At 61.9% G+C, this 19,941-nt stretch carries 16 protein-coding genes; 12 read left to right on the top strand and 4 right to left on the bottom strand.

Annotated features, from left to right (window positions below):
- The first annotated feature begins 7 nt into the window (after positions 1-7).
- Genes uvrD through ACFPN2_RS14210 form a run of 3 tightly spaced genes read left to right on the top strand, consistent with a single transcriptional unit; the run spans position 8 to position 5,009 of the window.
- On the top strand, positions 8-2,179 hold the full coding sequence (uvrD, locus tag ACFPN2_RS14220; protein ID WP_380600126.1) for a DNA helicase II: 2,172 nt from the start codon (positions 8-10) through the stop codon (positions 2,177-2,179).
- Positions 2,176-3,564, top strand: a complete 1,389-nt coding sequence (gene trkA / locus ACFPN2_RS14215; protein WP_380597579.1) for a Trk system potassium transporter TrkA — start codon at positions 2,176-2,178, stop codon at positions 3,562-3,564. The genes uvrD and trkA overlap by 4 nt, the downstream gene beginning before the upstream one ends.
- On the top strand, positions 3,561-5,009 hold the full coding sequence (locus ACFPN2_RS14210) for a TrkH family potassium uptake protein (protein WP_380597577.1): 1,449 nt from the start codon (positions 3,561-3,563) through the stop codon (positions 5,007-5,009). The genes trkA and ACFPN2_RS14210 overlap by 4 nt, the downstream gene beginning before the upstream one ends.
- A 6-nt stretch (positions 5,010-5,015) precedes the next feature.
- On the opposite strand, the gene ACFPN2_RS14205 is transcribed toward ACFPN2_RS14210, so the two are convergent.
- Positions 5,016-6,677 carry a cation:proton antiporter gene (locus tag ACFPN2_RS14205; protein WP_380597575.1) on the bottom strand — a complete coding sequence of 554 codons (1,662 nt, stop codon included), beginning with the start codon at positions 6,675-6,677 and terminating at the stop codon, positions 5,016-5,018.
- A gap of 223 nt (positions 6,678-6,900) precedes the next feature.
- Here ACFPN2_RS14205 and mrcB point away from each other — a divergent pair, with 223 nt between their 5' ends.
- Entirely contained in the window at positions 6,901-9,216 is a 2,316-nt protein-coding gene (gene mrcB / locus ACFPN2_RS14200) for a penicillin-binding protein 1B (RefSeq protein WP_380597574.1), read from the top strand.
- A gap of 116 nt (positions 9,217-9,332) precedes the next feature.
- Positions 9,333-9,830 (top strand): hypothetical protein, encoded by a 498-nt coding sequence (locus ACFPN2_RS14195; RefSeq protein WP_380597572.1) that lies wholly within the window; start codon positions 9,333-9,335, stop codon positions 9,828-9,830.
- 3 nt (positions 9,831-9,833) lie between these two features.
- Here the strand turns inward: ACFPN2_RS14195 and ACFPN2_RS14190 are convergent, their stop codons facing one another.
- A complete protein-coding gene (locus ACFPN2_RS14190; protein WP_380597570.1) occupies positions 9,834-10,871 on the bottom strand; it encodes a glycosyltransferase family 4 protein in 1,038 nt (345 codons plus the stop codon).
- Positions 10,868-11,683 (bottom strand): UDP-2,3-diacylglucosamine diphosphatase, encoded by an 816-nt coding sequence (locus ACFPN2_RS14185; protein WP_380597568.1) that lies wholly within the window; start codon positions 11,681-11,683, stop codon positions 10,868-10,870. Before ACFPN2_RS14185 ends, ACFPN2_RS14190 begins: the two co-directional genes overlap by 4 nt.
- Positions 11,684-12,179: 496 nt before the next feature.
- On the opposite strand from ACFPN2_RS14185, the gene dtd reads away from it, so the two are divergent.
- The 7 genes from dtd to ACFPN2_RS14150 all read left to right on the top strand — a co-directional run bounded on the left by dtd (position 12,180) and on the right by ACFPN2_RS14150 (position 19,580).
- Positions 12,180-12,635 (top strand): D-aminoacyl-tRNA deacylase, encoded by a 456-nt coding sequence (gene dtd / locus ACFPN2_RS14180; RefSeq protein WP_380597566.1) that lies wholly within the window; start codon positions 12,180-12,182, stop codon positions 12,633-12,635.
- 75 nt (positions 12,636-12,710) lie between these two features.
- Positions 12,711-12,941, top strand: coding sequence for a twin-arginine translocase TatA/TatE family subunit (gene tatA, locus ACFPN2_RS14175; protein WP_380597564.1), 231 nt, complete (start codon positions 12,711-12,713; stop codon positions 12,939-12,941).
- 20 nt (positions 12,942-12,961) lie between these two features.
- Positions 12,962-13,381 carry a Sec-independent protein translocase protein TatB gene (gene tatB, locus ACFPN2_RS14170; protein ID WP_380597562.1) on the top strand — a complete coding sequence of 140 codons (420 nt, stop codon included), beginning with the start codon at positions 12,962-12,964 and terminating at the stop codon, positions 13,379-13,381.
- 8 nt (positions 13,382-13,389) lie between these two features.
- Positions 13,390-14,151: a twin-arginine translocase subunit TatC gene (gene tatC, locus ACFPN2_RS14165; RefSeq protein WP_380597560.1), complete on the top strand. Its 762-nt coding sequence runs from the start codon at positions 13,390-13,392 to the stop codon at positions 14,149-14,151.
- Between the two features lie 165 nt (positions 14,152-14,316).
- Entirely contained in the window at positions 14,317-15,795 is a 1,479-nt protein-coding gene (locus tag ACFPN2_RS14160) for a peptide MFS transporter (protein WP_380597558.1), read from the top strand.
- Between the two features lie 19 nt (positions 15,796-15,814).
- Positions 15,815-17,632, top strand: coding sequence for a M2 family metallopeptidase (locus tag ACFPN2_RS14155; protein ID WP_380597556.1), 1,818 nt, complete (start codon positions 15,815-15,817; stop codon positions 17,630-17,632).
- A 4-nt stretch (positions 17,633-17,636) separates the two neighbouring features.
- Positions 17,637-19,580 carry an OPT family oligopeptide transporter gene (locus ACFPN2_RS14150; RefSeq protein WP_380597554.1) on the top strand — a complete coding sequence of 648 codons (1,944 nt, stop codon included), beginning with the start codon at positions 17,637-17,639 and terminating at the stop codon, positions 19,578-19,580.
- On the opposite strand, the gene ACFPN2_RS14145 is transcribed toward ACFPN2_RS14150, so the two are convergent.
- Positions 19,564-19,938, bottom strand: coding sequence for a phage holin family protein (locus tag ACFPN2_RS14145; RefSeq protein ID WP_380597552.1), 375 nt, complete (start codon positions 19,936-19,938; stop codon positions 19,564-19,566). The genes ACFPN2_RS14150 and ACFPN2_RS14145 overlap by 17 nt on opposite strands.
- Positions 19,939-19,941 lie beyond the last annotated feature (3 nt).

The following is a 19,941-nucleotide window of genomic DNA, read 5'->3' as shown; positions in this document are numbered from 1 at the left end:
TTTTGCTCTGGACGTTTCTGATTTACTTGAAGGACTTAACGACGCTCAGCGCTCCGCCGTCGCGGCTCCGCTGGCGCCGACTCTGGTCCTGGCGGGTGCCGGCAGCGGCAAAACGCGGGTGCTCACCCACCGCGTCGCCTGGCTGGTGCAGGTCGAAGGCTCCTCCCCGCACAGCATTCTGGCGGTGACCTTTACCAACAAGGCCGCCGGCGAGATGCGTGCGCGCATCGAAACCATGCTCGGCGTGCCGAGCGCGCCCCTGTGGATCGGCACCTTTCACGGCATCGCGCATCGCCTGCTGCGCATCCATTGGCGCGACACCAATCTGCCGCAGAGCTTCCAGATCATGGACTCGGACGATCAGCTGCGCGCCATTCGCCGCGTGCTGAGGGCGCAGAACCTCGACGAGGAGCGCTGGGTCCCGAAAGAGGTCATGTGGTTCATCAACGCCCGCAAGGACGAAGGACTGCGCGCCAAGCAACTCAAGGATGAGGGCGATCCGACCCGGCGCATGTTCATCAAGTTGTATGAGTTGTATCAGGAACAGTGCGACCGCGCCGGCATCGTGGATTTCGCCGAGCTGCTGTTACGCGCTTACGAACTGTTCCGCGACAACGCGGCGCTGCTGGATCATTACCGCCAGCGCTTCCGGCATGTGCTGATCGACGAGTTTCAAGACACCAACACGATTCAATATTCGTGGTTGAAGCTGCTGGCCGGTCCCAATGGCTTGCCGTTCGCGGTCGGCGACGACGATCAGTCGATCTATCGCTGGCGCGGCGCTCGCGTGGAAAATCTGCATCAGTACCGTCGCGACTATCCCAACGTGCAGATGTTTCGGCTGGAGCAAAACTACCGCTCCACCGGCAACATCCTCGCGGCCGCCAATGCGCTGATCTCCAACAACGGCGGCCGTCTCGGCAAGAATCTGTGGACCAGCGGCGAGCAAGGCGATCCGATCCGGCTGTATGCGGCGTTCAACGAGCGCGACGAGGCGGACTTCATCGTCAACCGCATTCGCGAATATGCGATGAAAGGCGGCCTGCGCAGCGAATGCGCGATTCTGTACCGCTCGAACGCGCAATCGCGCACGCTTGAAGAAGCGTTACTGACTCATCGCATTCCTTATCGCGTGTACGGCGGCTTGCGATTCTTCGAGCGTGCCGAAATCAAAGATGCGCTCGGCTATCTGCGGTTGATGCATAACCGGACCGACGACGCATCGTTCGAACGCATCGTGAATTTGCCGACGCGCGGCATCGGCAACAAGACGCTCGACATGATCCGCAACTACGCACGCGCGAATGCCACGTCGATGTGGGAAGCCGCCGGCGCAAGCATCAAAGAGATGGGGGCGCGCGGTGGACAGGCCATACATGCCTTCATGCTGCTGATCGAGCAAATGGCCGAGCAGACGCGCACGTTGCCGCTGCACGAGCAGGTCGATCACGTGATTCATACGAGCGGTCTGATCGCGCACTACCAGCAGGAAAAAGGCGATCGCGGCGAAGCCCGCGTCGACAACTTGAACGAATTGGTGTCGGCGGCGCGCGGTTACGAGCCCGAAGGCGAGATCGAAGTCTCGCCGCTCGCAAACTTCCTCGCGCATGCAGTGCTGGAATCCGGCGAAGAACAAGCCGGTGCTGGCGAAGACGCCGTGCAGATGATGACGCTTCACTCGGCCAAGGGCCTCGAGTTCCCCATCGTATTCCTGTGCGGCATGGAAGATGGGTTGTTCCCCCACCAGCGCTCGATCAGCGATATCGACGGGCTCGAGGAAGAACGCCGGCTGTGTTACGTGGGCACGACACGCGCCATGAAACAGCTGTATCTCACTTATGCCGAGCAACGCCGCTTGCATGGCGTCGACAGCTACGGCACGCCGTCGCGTTTCATCAAAGAAATCCCGGCTGAGCTGGTCGAGGAGATCCGGCCGCGTATTCAGATCTCGCGACCGATCTACACGCCCCGTCGCAGTGGCATGGGCGGTCGAGTGCACGAAGAGGCTGCCACCTTTGGTGGGGTGCGGCTCGGTCAGCGCGTGCGCCATGGGAAATATGGCGAAGGCACGGTGCTCGAGCTGGAAGGCGACGGAACTCATGCGCGCGTGCATGTGAATTTCGAGCGCCAGGGCCGGAAGTGGCTGATGCTGGCGTTTGCGAACCTGGAACCGGTATGAAAATAATCATCCTCGGCGCCGGACAAGTGGGTCGCACTGCCGCCTACCATCTGGCGCGCGAAGCGGCGAACGAAGTCACGGTCGTCGATGTGAATGACGAGCTGCTGCGCGATCTGCAGGACCGTCTCGACATTCGCACGCTGGTCGGCAGCGGCACGCAACCGAGCGTGCTCGAAGCCGCCGGCGCCCGCGACGCCGACATCTTCATCGCGCTGACCAACAGCGACGAAGTGAACATGGTCGCCTGTCAGATCGCGTGGAGCCTGTTCAACAAGGACTCGACGCGCATCGCCCGCATCCGCTCCGCCGATTTCACCAAGCACACCAAGCTGTTCTCGAACGAGGACCGCGCCTTCGCCGTCGACGTGCCGATCAGCCCCGAGCAGCTGGTGACCGAGCACGTCGTGCACTTGATCAAGTATCCCGGCGCTTTGCAGGTGCTGGACTTCGCCGACGGCCGCATTCGACTGGTCGGTGTCAAAGCCTTGCAAGGCGGTGCGCTGGTCGGTCAGCAGCTGAAACAGTTGCCCACGCACATCGAGGGGCGCGATGCACGGGTCGCGGCGATCTATCGTGAAGGCCATAGCATTAAGCCCGAGGGCGACACGGTCATCCAGCATGGCGACGAAGTATTCTTCATCGCCGCTCGCGAAGACATTCGCCTCGTGATGAACGAGATGCAGCGAGCCGAAGATCCGGTACGCCGCGTGGTCATCGCCGGCGGTGGCAACATCGGTTTCCATCTCGCGCAAACGTTGGAAGTGAATCACCAGGTCAAACTGATCGAGCGCGACCCCCGGCGTGCCCGGCGCGTGTCGGAGCTGCTGAGCAATACCATCGTGCTCAGTGGCGATGCTGCCGACGAAGAGTTGCTGCTCGAAGAGAATATCGACAGCGCCGACGTGTTTGTCGCGGTCACCAATGCCGAGGAAGCAAACATTCTGTCGGCGATGCTGGCGAAGCGACTGGGCTGTCACAAGGTGATGGCACTGATCAATCGCCCCGCTTATGCCGAGCTCATGCAGAGCGGTTCCATCGATATCGCCTTATCGCCGCAGCAGGTGACGATCGGTTCGCTGCTGGCTCACGTGCGTCGTGGCGACGTGGTTCGCGTGCACTCCCTGAGACGCGGCGCGGCCGAGGCGCTGGAAGTCATCGTGCACGGCGTGCAAGGTGAAGGCCGGGTCATCGGCAAACGCATCGAAAACATCCCATTGCCCGAGGGAACGACGATCGCCGCCATTGCCCGCGGCGACCAGGTCTTGATCGCGCACCACGACACCATGATTCAGCGCGACGACCACGTGATCCTGTTCCTCACCGACCGCCGCCATGTCGAAGCGGTCGAGCGCCTGTTCGATGTGCCGCGCCGGCACGCCCGATGAACTTCCTCACCGTCCAACGCATCATCGGTCAGCTGCTGATGCTCTTCAGCGTGACCATGCTTCCGCCCGTCGGCGTGTCGCTGTATTTCGGCGACGGTCATTGGCAGCCGTTCTTCGATTCGTTTTTTGGCATGTTGATCGTGGGTGCGCTCGTCTGGTGGCCCGCGCGCAAGGCGCATCGCGAGCTGCGAGTGCGAGACGGATTCTTGGTCGTCTCGATGTTCTGGATCGTGCTCGGTCTGGCGGGCGCGGTGCCGCTGCTGATTTCAGATCGGCCCGACCTCGATCTGACCGACGCGGTGTTCGAAGCCGTCTCGGGATTCACGACCACGGGCGCGACGGTGCTGGTCGGCCTCGAAGAGCTGCCGATTTCCATTTTGTATTTCCGTCAGCAGATCCAATGGCTCGGCGGCATCGGTATCGTCGTGTTGGCGGTCGCGCTGCTGCCCATGCTGGGCGTCGGCGGCATGCAATTGTTGAAAGCGGAGAGCCCGCGGCCCGCAAAGGACGTGCGACTCACACCGCGTATCACCGAGACGGCGAAAGCGCTGTGGGTGATTTATGTGACGCTCACCGTGCTTTGCGCGGCTTGTTACTGGCTGGCGGGCATGTCGCCGTTCGACGCGATCGCGCATGCCTTCTCGACGGTCTCGACCGGCGGCCATTCGACGCACGATTTGAGCCTCGGCTATTTCGACAACGTGGCCGTCGAGATCGTGGCGTCGTTGTTCATGTTCCTCGGTGCCGTGAACTTCGCGCTGCACTTCTTCGTGCTCCGCTATCGCCGTCTGCAAGATTACTTCCGCGATCCTGAGTTTCGCGCCTTCCTGTTTCTCGTGACGTGCCTGTTTCTGCTGACGCTGGGCATGCTGCTCGTCAAAGGCGTCTATACAACCGACACGGCGATTCGACAGTCGGTGTTCACGGCCATTTCGGCGCAGACCGGCACGGGTTTCTTCACCACCGATTACTCGGTGTGGCCCGGCGCGGTCCCGGTGATCCTGTTGCTCGCGACCTTCATCAGCGGCTCGGCGGGTTCAACGTCGGGCGGCATGAAAGTGATCCGCTGGTTGCTGATCTGGAAACAAGGTCAGCGCGAAGTGCAGCGGCTGATTCATCCGAGTGCCGAGATTCCCGTGCGTATCGGCAGCAAGCCGGTTGACTGGCGCATCATCGATTCGGTGTGGGGCTTCTTCGCCGCGTACATGATTCTGTTCGCGGTGCTGATGGTGTTGATGATGATCGCGGGCGCCGATCACGTGACGGCGTTCTCCGCGATCGCCTCGTGCATCAACAACTACGGCGTGGGCCTGGGCGAAGTCTCGTCGAACTTCCGTTCGATCTCCGAGCCGATGAAATGGCTGTGCGTGATCGCGATGTTGCTCGGGCGTCTGGAAATTTTCCCGCTGCTGGTGATCGCGACGCCGTCGTTCTGGCGCCGCTGATCACGCTCAGCGAGCCGCACCCAACATATCCAACGCGCCGTGTAACAACGCCGTGGCGCCCGCCAACTCCGGCACGATCACCAGGTGCGCGCCCGCCGCTCGCAGCGCCGGCTCGTTCACCGACTGCTCAGCTCGGGCTGCTATAACGACCGAAGGATTGAGGTGTCGCAGCTGGTTGATGGCCGCGCGGGCCGGCGCGAAATCGGGCAGGGCGACGACGGCCAGTCGGGCATTGGCGACATGAGCAGCTTCGAGCACGGTAGGAGAGAATGCGTTTCCATAAATCGCAGGCAATCCATCGGCGACGCCATCGCGGACCCGTGACAATCTCGAATCGATGACGGCAACGCTGATCCCCGCGTCCCGCAACCCGCGAGCGACGCTCTGGCCCACCCGGCCGTAGCCGATGACGATGGCATGAGCTTCCAGTTGCGCGCCCTCGCCGCTCGCCCCGGTGCCAGTGTCGAACCAACGGCGCAGCCCGCGATGATGCAACATGAATTCGCCGAGCTTGGGCGCGACCGCGAATGCCGAGGGCGTCAGGACGATCGTGACCAGCGCCGAGGTCAGAATCAGATTGTAGATTTGCGGCGAAAGTGCCTGAGTCTGCAGGCCGATCTGCGCCAGCACGAAATTGAGCTCGCCGACCGGGATCATGCCGAGCGCGGTGAAGGCCGCGGTCCGGGCCGTCAAGCGGAACGGCAGGATGCCGATCGCGGTGGCCGCGAATTTGAGCAGCACGGTGAACGCCGCGACCGCCAGCACCGCCGGCCAGTTGGCGACGATGAAATTGAGATCGATCAACATGCCCACCGACACGAAAAACAGCGTCGCGAACAGGTCGCGCACCGGCACGACCTCGGATATCACGCGATGATCGAACTCACTCTCCGACAACAGCAGCCCGGCCACAAATGCGCCCAGCGCGGGCGACAGGCCGAGCAGCTGACTGACGCTCGCCGCGCCCAGCGCCAACACGGCGGCAGTGACGATGAACAATTCGGACGAGCGCATCCTCGAGATGTGTCCCATCAGCCATGGCACCGCCCGCAAGCCGACGGCCAGGGACACGCCGATGAATACCGTCGCTTTCAAGATGGTGATGCCAACTTCGATGGCCACATCGGTCGGCGACGCGCCGGCCTGCGACGACACCAACTGGGGCAGCACCACGATCAGCACGACAATGATCAGGTCCTGCACGATCGCCATCGACAGCAGCAGGCGACCGTGACTGGAAGCGATCTCACCCCGGTCCAGCAGTGTTTTCAGAATCACCATGGAGCTGCTGGCCGCGAGCGCGACACCGAACACGGTGCCGGCCAACACGCCCCAGCCCATCGCCATGCCGGCCAGCGTGCCGCCCAGAATGGTCAATATCACCTGCACCGAGGTGCCGACGGTGGCGATGGCCCGCACTCGAGCCAGGTCCTTGAGCGAGAACGCCACGCCCAGGCCGAACATGAGAAAGATCACGCCTACATCGGCCAGCAGCGCAATGTTTTCGCGGTTGCCGACGAATCCCGGGGTGAACGGTCCAATAGCCACGCCGGCCAGCAAGTAGCCGAAGATCGGCGACTGCCGCAGCCAGCTGGCGAGGAAGCCGCCGGCCACCGCGATGCCGAGCGCGACCGCGACGTTCAGGACCAGGGGAATTTCATGATTCATGCATGATTCGTGGCGGCCAGAGTCGGCGAGTTTTCGGCGCAAACAGCGACGGCAATGTAGCATGCGTCGCCTGCTGGGCAGGATGCCCGAATGCAGCGGGCACATGGACGTGCAGGAGCTGCCTACCGAGAGACCGGCGGGCACCACGACTTTGCCACCGGTTTGCCCGAATCCTGCCGCAAGCTGATGACGTTAGTCCTGCCGTGGATGACACAGATTCGAGATGAGAGCACTGAAAAAATATCGTAAGCAGATTTTTGCCGGCATCGCGCTCGCCTTCGGCGTCGCGGCGATCGCTTTCACCCTCTGGGTGTTCACACTCGACCGCAAGGTGACCAGTCAGTTCGAGGGACGCCGCTGGACCTTACCCGCGCAGGTGTATGCCCAGCCGACTGAGCTGTACGTCGGCCTGGCCTCCAGCGCCGATACGCTCGAGCAGGATTTGCAACGGCTCGGCTACCAGCGCGTTGACAAGCCTCAGCATCCCGGCAGCTACAGCCGCCAGGGCACGCGCATCGATCTGATCAATCGTCGTTTCCAGTTTCCGGACGCGCTGCAAGAACCGCAGCTGCTGACTCTCAAGACCAACGGCAACGCCATCGAGGACATGCGTAACGGCCGCAATGAGGAAGTGCCGATCTTTCGTCTCGACCCGCTGCTGATCGGCAGCATCTTCCCCATTCATGGCGAGGATCGCGTCGTGGTCACGCCCGAGGAAGTCTCGCAGTTGTTGCCCTCGGCATTGAAAGTGGTCGAGGACCGCAAGTTCGACACGCATTGGGGCGTGAATCCCACCGCCATCCTGCGCGCCGCGTTTGTGAACTTGCGCGCGGGCGCGATCGAGCAAGGCGGCTCGACGCTCACCCAGCAACTGGTGAAGAGCTACTTCCTCGACAACCGCCGCACGCTCGGCCGCAAGCTCGAAGAAGCGATGATGGCCATGCTGCTGGAAGTGCACTTCAGCAAGCAGGACTTGATGAATGCGTACATCAACGAGATCTATCTGGGCCAGGACGGCCGGCGCGCGATTCACGGCTTCGGTCTGGCCAGTCAGTTCTACTTCGGCAAACCATTGGCTGAATTGCAACTGCACGAAGTCGCGTTGCTCGTCGCAATCGTGCGCGGTCCTTCTTATTACGACCCGCGCCGTCATCCGGAACGTGCGCGTGAGCGACGCGATCTGGTGTTGAAGCTGATGGCCGAGCACGGCGTCATCGCACCGGACATGGCGAAGAAGGCGGCGAAGCGTCCGCTCGGCATTGTGAGTTCCGGCACGCAAGCGGGCGGCGGTTATTACCCTGCGTTCCTCGATCTGGTTCGACGCACGTTGCGACGTGACTATCGCGAAGAAGATCTGACCGAGGCCGGTCTGAGGATTTTCTCGACGCTCGATCCGACGGTGCAGACCCAGGCCGAGAAGGCGCTGACCCAGGAATTGGATCGACTCGACAAGACTCGCAAGACGAAATCGAAGGTGCCGTTGGAAGGCGTGGTCGTCGTCACCGCTCCACAGAACGGCGAAGTCGTGGCGATGGTCGGCGGTCGGCAAGCGAGCTTCGCTGGTTTCAATCGCGCGCTGGATGCGAAGCGCTCGATCGGCTCGCTGGTCAAACCGGTGATTTATCTCGCGGCGATCGAAAGCGGCTCTTATAACGCGGCGTCCATCATCGAAGACGGTCCGGTGTCGGTGAAGCTGGCGAACGGCCAGCTGTGGGAACCGAAGAATATCTCCAAAGAACAGTTCTACGGCCCGGTGCCGCTGGTGCGCGCGTTGGCGCAATCGATGAATCTCGCGACCGTGAATCTCGGCTTGTCGGTGGGCTTGCCGAAAGTTACGCGCGAGTTCGTGGCCCTCGGTCTGGAGAAAGAGCCGCCGCAGTTACCGTCGGTGTTGCTCGGCTCGCTCGATGTTTCTCCGCTGGAAGTCGCGCAGCTCTACAACGCGTTTGCGAACGGCGGCTTCAGCACGCCGCTGCGAGCGGTGCGCTCGGTGCTCGACGCGGAAGGAGAGCCGCTGAAATCGTTTGCACTGGAAGTCACGCCGGTCGCGAGCCCCGACGCGATCTATCAGGTCAATCGAATGATGGTCGAAGTCATCCAGCACGGCAGCGGTCGCGGCGCACGCGCGGTGATTCCTCCTGACGTGGTCGTCGCGGGTAAGTCGGGCACATCTTCGGATTATCGTGACAGCTGGTTTGCCGGCTTCTCGGGCAGCCATCTCGCGGTGGTATGGATCGGCCATGACGACAACACGTCGACCGGCCTCACCGGTTCGGCAGGCTCGCTGCCGGTCTGGTCGCGCCTGATGGCAAACATTGGAACAACTTCCTGGAGCGCGCCGTTGCCGGAAGGCCTGGAGGAAACCTGGATAGAATTCCCAACGGGCCTGGGGGCCCGGCCGGACTGCGGCGAGGAACCCATCGCCATTGCCGTGCCGAAGGGGACCGAGCTGCCGATGCAGCCCTCGTGTACCACCAACGTGTTCGGCGAGATCGGGGAGAAGGCCAAGGAATGGTGGCGCGGCGTCACTCGGCAATAATGGCTTGAAATGCTGAACGGGCTGAATCCGGCCGTTCAGCGTTCGGCGAAGACTTTTTCAATTGGCGGCGGTCTGACAATCTCGTGATTACCTGGCAACGAAACCTTCCCACGCTCGTGGCCCTGCTCGCCGTTGCGGCGTGCGCAGTCCCTCCTCCCTATCGCGCCCCGGCACCGCCCGCGCCCGTTCCTGCACCGACCGAACCGCCGGTCGAAACCCGCCCGGCCCAGCCGCAGGAACAACCCACCGAGCAACCTCCGCCGCCAGCACCGGTGGTACGTGAACCGGTGTTGAGTGCGGCTTCAAAAGCGTTGGTGAGTCAGGCGCAGATTCAATTGCAGTCGAAGAACTATCCGGTCGCGGCGTCTTCGATCGAGCGCGCGTTGCGAATCGAGCCGGCCAATCCGTTGCTATGGATCGAGCTTGGGAAGGTGCGGCAGGCGGAAGGAAATTACGTCCAGGCGGAGAACATGGGCCGCAAGGCGGCGGCACTCTCTGTCAATGCACCCAAAGCAAACTCAGCGGCGTGGAGCTTGATTGCTGAGTCGCTACGTGCGCGTGGCAAGAACCAAGAGGCGCAGGAAGCGACGATGAAAGCTCAGGGCGTTCGCTAGCGATCAGGCCGAGTCCAACGCCGACTCGGCCACTGCGGCCGTCGCCGCTCTGGGCGCCAGGTGCGATAGAAACTGCCGCGTCGCTGTTTCCCAAGTGTTAGCTAACGCGTACGCGCGGCACTGATTTGGATCCAGCTTCAGCGCGGCCAAGGCGGCAGCGCGAAGATCTTCGTTGAGCTCGCCGGTCACGCCTTGAGTCACGACATCGATCGGCCCGGTGACGGGATAAGCCGCGACCGGCACGCCGCACGCCATCGCCTCCAACAATACCAATCCAAACGTATCGGTCCGGCTGGGGAAAACAAACACGTCGGACGCCGCGACATGCGACGCCAACTCTTCGCCGTATTTGAAGCCGACGAACTTCGCGGTCGGATACTTCGATTCCAGCTCGGCACGCGCCGGGCCGTCGCCGACGATGACTTTGGTGCCGGGTAAGTCGAGCTTCAAAAACGCTTCGATGTTTTTCTCGACCGCGACTCGTCCCACATAGGTCGCAATGGGCCGCGGGAAGTCGAGGAAACTCTTGTCCCTCGGCTTGAACAAAGAAACATCCACACCGCGCGTCCATCGCACGATGTTCTTGAATCCACGCGACTCGAGCAGTCGTTGCATCGCCGGCGTCGCAACCATCGTTCGGGCCGCGGCCGAATGAAAGCGTCGCAAATGCGCGTAACTCACCGCGAGCGGAATCGGCACTCGTGCGCGCACGTATTCAGGGAATTGCGTGTGATACGACGTCGTAAACGGGAACCGCCGGCGCAAGCACCATTTGCGAGCGGCGGCCCCCAACGTGCCTTCGGTGGCGATATGAATCGCGTCCGGCCCGAACTCCTCGAGCAACTGCGACACTCGTCCATACGGCAGCCATGCCAGGCGAATTTCCGGGTACGTCGGACACGGAAAGGTTTTGAACTGATTGGGCTCGATGATGCGCACGTCGTGGCCGAGCGTGCGCAGACCCTCGGCGGTCGTGCTCAGCGTTTTGACGACACCGTTTGTTTGCGGCCGCCAGGCATCGGTAACGATCGCTATCTTCACGCGGCCTGTCCGATCGGCAGCGCTGCAACCATCCCGGTGTGCGCCACCACTTGTTTCTGCTCCGTCCAACGCAGCAGCGACATGCGACCTTCATCGTCCTCGGTCAGCACCGTGCAGCTCTCGACCCAGTCGCCGTCGTTGCAATAGGTGATGCCGTCGATCTCGGTGATCTCGGCGCGATGGATGTGACCGCAGATGATGCCGTCCAGATTGCGACGCTTGGCCTCGTCCGCGAGCGCCCGCTCGAAGTTGGCGATGTATTTCACCGCGTTCTTCACCTTGTGCTTCAGGAACGCGGCGATCGACCAGTACGGCGCGCCGAACGCACGCCGGAAGAAATTCACGTAACGATTCAATTTCAAAATGAAGGCGTAGGCGCGATTGCCCAGCGCTTCGAGGATCGGGCTCGCCTTGATGACGCTGTCGAATTCGTCGCCGTGCAGGACGAGGAACTTACGGCCGTCGGCGTTCTCGTGAACGATCTCACGATGGATCTCGACGTTGCCGAACACCATGCCGCAGTACTCACGGAACACGGCGTCGTGATTGCCGGGGATATAAATGACCCGCGTGCCGGCCTTGGCTTTGCCCAGGATGGTCCGGATGACGTTGTTGTGTTCCTGCGGCCAGAAGAACGACCGTTTCAGGCTCCACATGTCGATGATGTCACCGACCAGGTAAAGCGTGTCGCACTCGACCGAGTGCAGGAAATCCAGCAGGTAATCCGCGCTACAGCCGCGGAATCCCAGGTGGATGTCCGAGATGAAGACGCTACGGAAGCGGAAGACCGGTTTGCTCGGATTCGGGCTCATGGTTCACCTCCTGCGACGAGGCTTGCGGTGCGCGCAGACTCGGCCCGGAACGTGACCGGTGGATGACAACGGCGGGAAGATTCTTTTACGGTTCAGCGGGTTGAGTGGCGAAAACTCCATGACAGTTCAGGAGCTGTCATAACCGGGGGATGAGGCCGAGGTCAGCGCCTCTTCCAGCCGCAAGTGTAGTTTTTGGCCGACTCCCTGGTTCGGAACAACACAAACTCCAAAGCCGTCTTTATATTCGGCTCATAAATCCCACTTGGTGCGAACTTGGGCCGATACACGAGCGAAGCTCAGTGTGGCGGGCCGCGAAGCGGCCCAGACTCCGAACTAGCGCGACGGATTTAAATAAAACCGCTGCTGAGTGGGGATATGGCGGTAAATTCAAAGTCGCATTGCCCTGTCAGTGGAATATATCCGCTGTGACGGAAACTTCATTTACGTTTAGTCCGCCTCCGTTATCCTGCTGAACCATCCTTATCAGCGACCTGCAATGATTGGCCTGCTCCAGCGCGTCACCCATGCCGAAGTTCGAGTTGCCGACCGGCAGGTGGGCGCCATCGACACGGGATTATTGGTATTGGTAGGTGTGGAGCGAGGCGACAGCGAGGCGCAGGCGGACCGGTTGTTGGAACGACTGTGTACCTACCGCGTGTTTCCGGACACCGAAGGCCGCATGAATCGCAGTTTGCAGGACATTGGCGGACAGCTGTTGCTGGTCTCGCAGTTCACACTGGCGGCGGATACGCGTAGCGGCACGCGCCCGGGCTTCAGCCCGGCGGCCGCGCCCGAGGATGGGCGGCGATTGTTCGATTATTTGGTGGGACGGGCACGAGCGCGCCTCGGCGCGGTCCAAACCGGAGAGTTCGGCGCCAACATGCAGGTCAGTCTGACGAATGACGGTCCGGTGACGTTTTGGCTGCAGGTGGAGCCTGAGCTCAAGGGCTAGTTTTCGAGGCCGGCGCCACCCACTCGACAGATGGGTGGCGTATGATCCGGCGGCTTTGCGAAGCGGGAGAATCGTATGGGCATCGGTTTCAAAGAACTTCTGATCATCCTCGCCATTGCGCTGCTGATCTTCGGCGCCAAGCGACTCAAGACCATTGGCTCGGACCTGGGCGGTGCCGTGAAGGGCTTCAAGAAGGCCATGGAAGACGAGGACGACAAGGAGACGCAGCAGCTCAACGCCCCTCAGCAAAAGGACGCCGATTTCAATTCGACGCCGAAGACGGGCAGCAAGTCTTCCAACGTTTGATGTTTTGACCGCGGCGCGCGATGTTCGAAGTCGGTTTCACCGAGATTGTTCTGATCCTGGGCCTGGCGCTGCTGGTGCTCGGACCGGAGAAGTTGCCCGGCCTGGCCGAGAAGGTCGGCCGCTGGACCGGTCGTGCCCGCGCCATGGCGCGTCAGTTGCGCACGCAGCTGGAGCAGGAAGTGAACCTGGAGGAGATGACCAAGTCTCGTCCCATGCAGGCGCCGCCGCCCGCTTCGCCGCCGCCGTCGACCGATACCGCCGCCAGCGCGACGTCACCGGTCGAGTCCACTCATACTGAAACGCCTCCCGCGGCCGAACCGCCGCCCGTCAGCGATAAACCTCACAATGCTTCGGGACTGGATCTGCAAACCATGGTTTCCGGCATGGAGCCGCCGCCCCAATCGGCCGCTGAGACGCCCACCTCCAAAGCTGTGCAGTGAGCTCGCGCATGAGTGCTGACGAGCGCGAACAATTAGCCGAAGGCTCGCTGATCTCGCACCTGGTCGAATTGCGCGACCGGCTGCTGCGCGCCGTGATTGCGATCGGCGTGCTGTTCGTTCCCTGTGCCATCTACTCGAACGAGCTGTTCACGCTGGTCGCGACGCCGTTGATGGAGAAGATGCCGAAAGGCACGTCGATGATCGCGACCAGTCTGGTCTCGCCGTTCCTCGCGCCGCTGAAGCTCTCGCTGTTCGTCGCGCTGTTCGCCGCCATGCCTTATGTGCTGTATCAAGCGTGGGCCTTTGTCGCGCCCGGCTTGTACAAGCACGAGAAGCGCTTCGCCGTGCCGCTCGTGGTTTCGAGCATCGTGCTGTTCTACTGCGGCGTGGCCTTCGCCTACTTCGTCGTGTTCCCGCTGATGTTCGCGTTCTTCACCACGAGTGCGCCGGTGGGCGTGCAGATGATGACGGACATGCAGAACTATCTGGATTTCGTGCTGCTGCTGTTCTTCGCATTCGGCGTCGCCTTCGAAATCCCGGTCGCGACCGTGCTGCTGATCTCCACCGGCATGGTCAGCATCCAGACCCTGACCAAGAATCGCGGCTATGTGTTGCTGGGTATTTTCATCATTGCCGCTTTCCTGACCCCGCCGGATGCGTTGTCGCAGACCATGATGGCGGTGCCGATGTATCTGCTATATGAGATCGGCATCGTCCTGTCGCGCTTCCTGCTAAAGAAGCGGCAGCAGGCAGGGGAAGTCGAGACCTGAACGTCTCGGTATACACCGAGGTCCGTCAAGCGTTCCGTTACTGCGCAAGCTTGCCCCGCGGCGCGCACATCGGTGAGACTGCGTCTCCATGACTTCTGTCATGGTTGCCATCCATAACAACAGCAGTGCCGCGCCCGCGAGCTGCCGCAGGGAGACCCTTCCCGTATGAATCAAAGCATCGAACGCGATTCCACCCATGGGCCGCAGATCTTCGGTCATCCGCGTGGCCTGATGACCCTGTTCGGCACCGAAGCGTTCGAACGCTTTACCTACTATGGCATGCGGGCCATTTTGATCCTGTTCATGACCGCGGCGGTCGCCGACGGCGGCATGGGCCTGGACGATAAGACCGCCAGTGCCATCTACGGTCTCTATATTTCCGGCACGTATCTGCTGTCGCTGTTCGGTGGCTGGATTGCCGATCGTCTCATCGGTCAACAGCGCGCCGTGTTCTGGGGCGGCGTGATGATCATGCTCGGTAACGGCTGCCTCGCCACGGGCAACACGCAGCTGTTTTTCATCGGCCTGATGGTGATCGTGCTCGGCGTAGGTCTGCTGAAGCCGAACATCAGCGCCATCGTCGCGCAGCTCTATCCCGAAGGCGGCTCGCGTCGCGATGCCGGCTTCTCCATTTTTTACATGGGCATCAACACCGGCGCCACGCTGGGCTCGTTGCTGGTGCCGATGGCCGCCACCGCCTTCGGTTGGAGCGCAGGTTTCGCGCTCCCGGCGATCGGCATGTTGATCGGCCTGGTGCAGTTTCAAGCCACCAAATATTACCTGGGCAACTCCGGCGTCGTGCCGATGGGCGAGCCGACGAGCTGGACACCGGTCATCGGCTTCATGGTCGTGGTCGTCGGGTTCATGGCGGCCGCGTTGACGGGCGTGATTCAGCTCGACCCCGTGGTCGTTTCGAAGGGGCTCAATTGGGCCCTGGTGGCGCTGGCCGCCGGCTTCTTCGCCTACCTGCTGTTTGGCGCCGGTCTCGCGACCGATGAGCGCAAGCGCATCGTGGCCATGATCGCGCTGTTCATCGCGTGCGCCATGTTCTGGGCGGGCTTCGAGCAGGCCGGCGCATCGTTCAACTTGTTCGCCGAGCGTCACACCGACCGAGTCATGTTCGGCTGGGAATTGCCCGCGGGCACGCTGCAGGCGGTGAACCCGGCGTTCATCATTCTATTTGCGCCGGTGTTCGCGGCGATCTGGGTGAATCTGGGTCGTCGCAATCTGGATCCTTCGGCACCGGCGAAATTCGCCGTCGGCCTGATCCTGATGGGCTTCGGCTTCCTCGTGATGTTCCTCGCCGCGCGTTACGTCGTCGCGGGCGACAAGGTGCTGCCGACCTGGCTGATCCTCACTTATCTGCTGCATACATTCGGCGAGTTATGTCTCAGCCCGGTGGGCCTGAGCTCGATGACCAAACTCGCGCCGGCGCGCTTCGTCGGTCAGGTGATGGGCTTGTGGTTCCTGGCCACCGCGCTCGGCAACAATCTCGCCGGTCAATTCGCCGGCGAGATCGATCCGAACAATCTGCCCGGCATGCCCGGTCAATTCCTGTATCTGTTCTGGTGGGGCTTCATCGCCGGTGTGGTGTTGCTGGTGCTGACCCCGTTCATCCGCAAGATGATGGCGGGCGTGAAGTAAAGTCCGTCGGAGAACAGCCATGACTCGTCTTTGTGTGCGACTGTCTGCAGCAGTCGCAGCCGTGCTTGCCATTGCCGGCTGCGAGCGTCAATCTCCAACCGCAACCGTTCAGGCCGAAAACGCCGATTCGTTTGTCGCTCGGGTCAATAATGAAATGGCCGAGCTGTCGAAAGAACAAAGCGCGGCTGGCTTCGCCTACGCCACTTTCATCAACGTCGACACCGAGTTCCTCAACGCGAAGGCCAATGAGCGCGTGCTGGAATATTTCAGCGGCGCGGTCGAGAAAGCCAAGGCCTTCAAACCGGATCAGCTGAGCCCGAACGCGGCTCGGTCGATTCAGTTGCTCAAGCTCGGCGTCGCGGCGCCGGCGCCTGCCGACGCCACGAAGCGTTCCGAGCTGGCGGGAATCACATCGAAGATGGAAGGCATGTACGGCGCCGCCAAGTACTGCCCGAAGGGTCCGGACTCCTGTAAGGATCAGACCCAGCTCAGCAACATTCTCGCGAACAGCCGCAACTACGACGAATTGACCGACGCGTGGACCGGTTGGCATTCGACCGCTCGCCCGCTCCGCAAGGATTACGTGCGCTTCGTCGAGCTTGCAAATGAAGGCGCGCGGGAATTGGGCTTCGCCGATCTCGGTGCGATGTGGCGCTCGAATTACGACATGCCGCCCGACGACTTCACCAAGGAAGCGGCGCGACTGTGGGAGCAAGTGAAGCCGCTGTACGGCTCATTGCATTGTTACGTTCGCGGCAAGCTGCAGAAAACTTACGGCCAGGATCACGTGCCCGCGGGCAAACCGATTCCGGCGCAGCTGCTTGGAAACATGTGGGCGCAACAGTGGGGCGAGATTTATCCGCTGGTCGAGCCCTACCCCGGCGCCACCGACACGAACGTCACCGCGGCGCTGGAGAAACAGAATTACGATCAAGTGAAGATTACGCAGTCGGCCGAGAACTTCTACGTCTCGCTCGGCTTCCCGAAACTGCCGCAGACATTCTGGGAGCGGTCCTTGCTCTCGAAGCCGCGCGACCGCGACGTTCAATGTCACGCCAGCGCGTGGCACATGGACGGCAAGGAAGACGTCCGTATCAAGCAGTGTATCGAGCCGACCCAGGAACACCTGATGACGGTGTATCACGAGCTCGGCCACGTGTTTTATTACTTGTCGTATAAAGATCTGCCGTATCTGTATCAGAGCGGCGCGAACGACGGCTTCCACGAAGCCATCGGCGACACGGTGAACCTGTCGATGACGCCGGCGTATCTGCATCAGATCGGGCTCGCGGGCGCGGTGAAGCCGAGCAAGGAAGCGACCATCAATCAGCAGATGCGGCTCGCGCTCGACAAGCTCGCGTTCCTGCCGTTCGGCAAGCTCATCGATGAATGGCGCTGGAAAGTGTTCTCCGGCGAGATCAAGCCCGAGAACTACAACGCCGCGTGGTGGCAGCTGCGCGAGCAGTATCAAGGTGTGGCCGCGCCGGTCCCTCGCACCGAAGAGGACTTCGATCCGGGCGCGAAATATCACATTCCGGCGAACACGCCGTACACGCGTTATTTCCTGTCTTACATCCTGCAGTTCCAGTTCCATCGCGCGCTGTGTCAGGCGGCCGGGTTCCAAGGCCCGCTGAATGAGTGCTCGATCTACGGCAACGAGGAAGCAGGCAAGCGCTTCCGCGAGATGCTGGCGCTGGGTCAAAGCCAGCCCTGGCAAGATACGCTCGAGAAACTGACGGGCACGCGAGAAATGGACGCATCGGCGATCACGGAATATTTCGCGCCGTTGCTCGCCTGGTTGGAAGAACAGAACAAAGGCCAAACCTGCGGCTGGTGATCTCATGAATACACCCGCGACTCAATCCGTGCCGCAGCTCACGCCGCGCGCGATCATTCTTTCGGTCGTGCTCGCGATGATTCTCGCGGCCGCGAATACTTACCTCGGATTGTTTGCGGGCCTGACGATAGCGACGGCGATTCCTGCCGCTGTCGTTTCGATGGCAGTACTACGCGTGCTCGGCGGCGGTCATATTCTCGAGAACAACATCGTGCAGACCGGCGCGTCGGCCGGCTCCTCGATTGCCGCCGGTGTGATCTTCACCGTGCCTGCGTTGGTGATCCTCGGGCATTGGAGCGACTTCAAATATTGGTGGGTGCTGGCGATCGCGGGCTTGGGCGGCATTCTCGGCGTGTTGTTCTCGGTGCCGCTGCGTCGCTCGCTGATCGTCGATCAACAGCTGGCGTTTCCTGAAGGCAAGGCCGCGGCTGAAGTGCTCAAGGCCGGTGAGAATCCCGCCAGCGGTATTCGCGTGCTCGCCGCCGCTTCGACGCTGGGCGGTATCGGCAAGCTCATCGCGGCCAGCGGCTTGCGCCTGGTGCCTGACTCGGCTGCGTTCGGCAGCTTCGTCGGCAAAGGCATCGCGTACATGGGAACGAACCTGTCGCCGGCGCTGCTCGGTGTGGGCTACATCGTCGGTCTGAACATCGGCATCGTGGTCGTGGCCGGCGGCATCCTGTCCTGGAACATCGCCATCCCGATCTACAGTTCGTTCTTCCTCGACGGCAATCCCATCCTCGCCGCACGGCTCGTCGGCGCCAGCGCCGAGGATGCCGCCGGAATCATCTGGAGCGCGGAGATCCGCTATCTCGGCGTGGGCGCAATGCTGATCGGCGGTATCTGGACCCTGATCTCGCTGCGCAAGTCGCTCATGTCCGGCATTCGCAGCGGTCTCGAAGCGGCTCGCGCCGGCGCGAGCAAAGTGGTCGCGGAGACCGAAAAAGATCTGCCGATGAAGGCCGTGCTGATCGGCTTGATCGCGTTCACCCTGCCGCTGGCCGGCCTGTATCACGCGATCGTGCAGAACTACGCCGTGTCCATTCCGATGACCCTGATCATGATCGTCGCGGGCTTTCTGTTCAGCTCGGTGTCGGCGTACATGGCCGGCCTGGTGGGCTCATCGAACAACCCGGTCTCGGGCATCACCATCGGCACCATTCTGTTCGCGTCGTTAGTACTGGCCGCGCTCATGGGCAGCAATGCGCCGTTGGGCCCGGTGGCCGCGATCGTGATCGGCGCGGTGGTCTGCTGTGCAGCGGCCGTCGCCGGCGACAACCTTCAAGACCTCAAATGCGGCTACATGATCGGCGCGACGCCGTGGCGGCAGCAGGTGATGTTGGCCATCGGCGCGGCCTCGTGTGCGCTGGTCATGGCGCCGGTGTTGAACCTGCTCGCCAAGGCCTATGGCATCGGCGTGCCCACGCCCGATCATCCGAATCCGCTGCTGGCACCGCAGGCGACCTTGATGGCCTCGGTCGCGAAAGGTTTGTTTGGTGGCGAGCTGCCCTGGGATTTGATCTGGATCGGCGCGGCGATTGGCGCGGCCATCATTATTTGCGACGAGATCCTGAAGAAGCGCGGCTCGAACTTCCGCACGCCGGTGCTGGCTGCGGCCGTAGGTATCTATTTGCCGTTAGATCTGACTGTGCCGATCTTCCTCGGCGGCCTGCTGGCGCATCTGGTCGAGCGCGCGGCGGGAGTTCACAACGATCCCGACGCGGCCGAACGTATCCATCGCAAAGGTGTGCTGTTCTCCGCTGGCTTGATCACGGGCGAGGCCTTGCTCGGTATCGTGATTGCCATCCCGATCGTCTACAGCGGCAAAGCGGACGTGCTGGCGCTGCCCTCGTTCCTGCAGTTCGGCGAGCTGGTCGGCCTGGCGATTTTCGCCGTGATCGGCTGGATTCTGTATCGGGTCGCGGTGAAGGGCGCTACTTCTTCATCGTGATCACTTCGACGCGGCCGCTGTTGGCGATCATGCCGGAGGCCAGCCAGGAAGTGAGACTCACGATCAACGACGCGCCGAGTGCGGTCCAGAAGCTACTGATGCTGAATCCTTTCAGCAGCAGCGCCACCAGGCCGAGCATGCCGGCGTTAATGACCAGCAGGAACAGTCCCAGCGACAGCAGGGTCAGCGGCAAGGTCAAGATCACGGCAATCGGCCGGACGATGGCGTTGACGATGCCGAGGAGCACGGCCGCCGCCAGCAAGGTGACCGGGCCGTCAAAAATCAGCCCGTCGAAAATTTGGGTGGCCAGCCACAAGCCCAGGGCGACAATGGCGGCTCTCAGGAAAAATCCGGTCATGAT

Source organism: Steroidobacter flavus, from assembly GCF_042651805.1.
Classification (GTDB): Bacteria; Pseudomonadota; Gammaproteobacteria; order Steroidobacterales; family Steroidobacteraceae; genus Steroidobacter; species Steroidobacter flavus.
The sequence above is the reverse complement of the archived record's forward strand: the minus strand, read 5'-3'. Positions and strand labels throughout refer to the sequence as shown.

Excerpts from the sequence above, each read along its gene's own strand:
- trkA (WP_380597579.1), top strand. The coding sequence starts at position 2,176 with ATGAAAATAATCATCCTCGGCGCCGGACAAGTGGGTCGCACTGCCGCC.
- ACFPN2_RS14210 (WP_380597577.1), top strand. The coding sequence starts at position 3,561 with ATGAACTTCCTCACCGTCCAACGCATCATCGGTCAGCTGCTGATGCTC.
- ACFPN2_RS14205 (WP_380597575.1), bottom strand. The coding sequence starts at position 6,677 with ATGAATCATGAAATTCCCCTGGTCCTGAACGTCGCGGTCGCGCTCGGC.
- mrcB (WP_380597574.1), top strand. The coding sequence starts at position 6,901 with ATGAGAGCACTGAAAAAATATCGTAAGCAGATTTTTGCCGGCATCGCG.
- ACFPN2_RS14185 (WP_380597568.1), bottom strand. The coding sequence starts at position 11,683 with ATGAGCCCGAATCCGAGCAAACCGGTCTTCCGCTTCCGTAGCGTCTTC.
- dtd (WP_380597566.1), top strand. The coding sequence starts at position 12,180 with ATGATTGGCCTGCTCCAGCGCGTCACCCATGCCGAAGTTCGAGTTGCC.
- tatA (WP_380597564.1), top strand. The coding sequence starts at position 12,711 with ATGGGCATCGGTTTCAAAGAACTTCTGATCATCCTCGCCATTGCGCTG.
- tatB (WP_380597562.1), top strand. The coding sequence starts at position 12,962 with ATGTTCGAAGTCGGTTTCACCGAGATTGTTCTGATCCTGGGCCTGGCG.
- tatC (WP_380597560.1), top strand. The coding sequence starts at position 13,390 with ATGAGTGCTGACGAGCGCGAACAATTAGCCGAAGGCTCGCTGATCTCG.
- ACFPN2_RS14160 (WP_380597558.1), top strand. The coding sequence starts at position 14,317 with ATGAATCAAAGCATCGAACGCGATTCCACCCATGGGCCGCAGATCTTC.
- ACFPN2_RS14155 (WP_380597556.1), top strand. The coding sequence starts at position 15,815 with ATGACTCGTCTTTGTGTGCGACTGTCTGCAGCAGTCGCAGCCGTGCTT.
- ACFPN2_RS14150 (WP_380597554.1), top strand. The coding sequence starts at position 17,637 with ATGAATACACCCGCGACTCAATCCGTGCCGCAGCTCACGCCGCGCGCG.
- ACFPN2_RS14145 (WP_380597552.1), bottom strand. The coding sequence starts at position 19,938 with ATGACCGGATTTTTCCTGAGAGCCGCCATTGTCGCCCTGGGCTTGTGG.